Genomic DNA, 2,005 nt, shown 5'->3' with positions numbered 1-2,005 from the left:
CGGGCCCGGTGGGTACGCCCGGCTCCGCCTCGGCGGAGCCGCCCGCGGCCCGGGCCGTCCTGGCGGCCTCCGCCGGCGGGACCCCGGCGGCCGTGAGCCGGCACATCTCCTGGAGGACGGCGATGTCGTGCGGGCTCCACCGGCGGTGCCGGCCGCTCTCGTGGGCGGCGGGGCCGATGCCGTAGCGCCGGTCCCAGGAACGCAGAGTGGTGGGAGCGACACCCAGGCGGCGCGCCACCGCGCCGCTGGTGAGACCCGGCGAGGATTCGGTCATGACTCCACCATACGACGCACGAACGATGCGAATGGTGTGACGGCCCGGTTCGGACGGACTGTGGGGGAAGCCCGGGAGGGTACCCAGCAGACCGGGCACCCCGATCACACGTCACAGGAGGCGGGTCGCCATGACCGTGCAGGTAGATCTGGCTCGGCCGTCGCTCACGTACGGCGCACCGCTTCCGTCCTCGTACGGCGCATCGCTTCCGTCCGACGGGGACCTGTCCGACCGCGAGGTCGCCGACGGCTTCGTCCGCGGCGACGAGCGCTGCCTGGCCGCCGCGTACGACCGGTGGCACGGCCTGGTGCACACCATGGCCGCCCGCACCCTCGGGGACGTCAGGGAGGCCGAGGACGTCGGCCAGCAGGTGTTTCTCGCGGCCTGGCGGGGCCGCGCCGGCTACCGGCCGGAGCGCGGCCCGTTCCCCGGCTGGCTCGTGGGCATCACCCGGCGCAAGATCGCCGACACCCTCTCGGCCCGCACCCGGCGCCGCGACCTGGTGGCCGCCGCGGGCGCGCGGCTGCCGCTGACCGAGGACTCCGCCGCCGACCACGACATGGTCCTGGACCGGATCGTCGTCACGGGCGAACTGGCCAAGCTCCCCGCCGCGCAGCGCGAGGTCCTCGCCATGGCCTTCTACGGGGACCTCACCCAGGTGCAGATCGCCGAACGCACCGGAATGCCGCTCGGCACGGTCAAGAGCCACGCCCGGCGCGGCCTCGACCGGATGCGCCGCTCGCTCAGCCGCCCGCCGGGCGGCCCCGGGTTCGCCACCGCACCCTGCTGACCTGCCGGAACGCCCTGGCGGACGGTCGCCCGACCCTCCGCCGGGGCGTTCCGCGCCGTCACCCGTCCCGGTGAATCCGCCAAACCGTGGCACGATCGATGCCGATTGAGGAGCATGACCCTCTCCGCGCCCCGGCGCGCGCCCGCCCGCACCGACCGGCTCCTGGCCGCCGCCGGCGGCCTGGTCGCCGGCTACGTCTCCCTCGCCGTCGCCGACCTCGCCTCCTTCTGGGTACGGCCCGAGGCGAGCCCGGTGACCGCCGTCGGCGGCGCCGTCGTCGACCGCACCCCGGCGGCCGTCAAGGAATGGGCCATCCGCCAGTTCGGCGAGAGCGACAAGGCCGTCCTCCAGCTCGGCATCCTGCTCCTCCTCGGGGCGCTCGCCGCCGCCGTCGGGCTCCTCGCCCTGCGCCACCGCCTGCTCGGCGCCGCGGCCGTCGGGGTGTTCGGCCTCCTCGGGGCCCTGGCGGCCGTCACCCGCCCGGACTCGGAGTCCGCGCTCGACGCCGTCCCCTCCCTGGCCGGCGCCGCCGTCGGCGCGGCCCTGCTGTACGCCCTGACCGGGATCCTCACCCGGCGGGCCGGGACGGGACCGGCGGCCGCCCGCGCCGACCGCCGGACCTTCCTGGTCGCCGCCGCCTCCGCCGGCCTCGCCGCCACCGGGGCCGCCGCCGTCGCCCGGGCGGTCGGCAGCCCCGTCGAGGAGAACGCCGCCGCCTCCCGCGCCGCCCTGCGCCGTCGGCGCGGCCCTGCTGTACGCCCTGACCGGGATCCTCACCCGGCGGGCCGGGACGGGACCGGCGGCCGCCCGCGCCGACCGCCGGACCTTCCTGGTCGCCGCCGCCTCCGCCGGCCTCGCCGCCACCGGGGCCGCCGCCGTCGCCCGGGCGGTCGGCAGCCCCGTCGAGGAGAACGCCGCCGCCTCCCGCGCCGCCCTGCGCC

Annotated in this window: 2 protein-coding genes and 1 pseudogene; 2 read left to right on the top strand and 1 reads right to left on the bottom strand. The window is 77.9% G+C overall.

What is annotated here, in order from left to right:
- A partial coding sequence (locus EAO70_RS34995) for a MerR family transcriptional regulator (RefSeq protein ID WP_148006845.1) occupies window positions 1-274 on the bottom strand: 274 nt, incomplete at its 3' end.
- 130 nt (window positions 275-404) lie between these two features.
- Between EAO70_RS34995 and EAO70_RS34990 the strand changes: the two genes are divergently transcribed.
- On the top strand, window positions 405-1,064 hold the full coding sequence (locus tag EAO70_RS34990) for a sigma-70 family RNA polymerase sigma factor (protein WP_148006844.1): 660 nt from the start codon (window positions 405-407) through the stop codon (window positions 1,062-1,064).
- Window positions 1,065-1,178: 114 nt separating this feature from the next.
- Window positions 1,179-2,005, top strand: a pseudogene (locus EAO70_RS34985) (hypothetical protein); the annotation flags it as partial.

This window comes from Streptomyces sp. adm13(2018) (assembly GCF_008042145.1).
In the GTDB taxonomy this organism is placed as follows: domain Bacteria; phylum Actinomycetota; class Actinomycetes; order Streptomycetales; family Streptomycetaceae; genus Streptomyces.
This window is presented reverse-complemented; position numbering and strand designations above follow the sequence as displayed.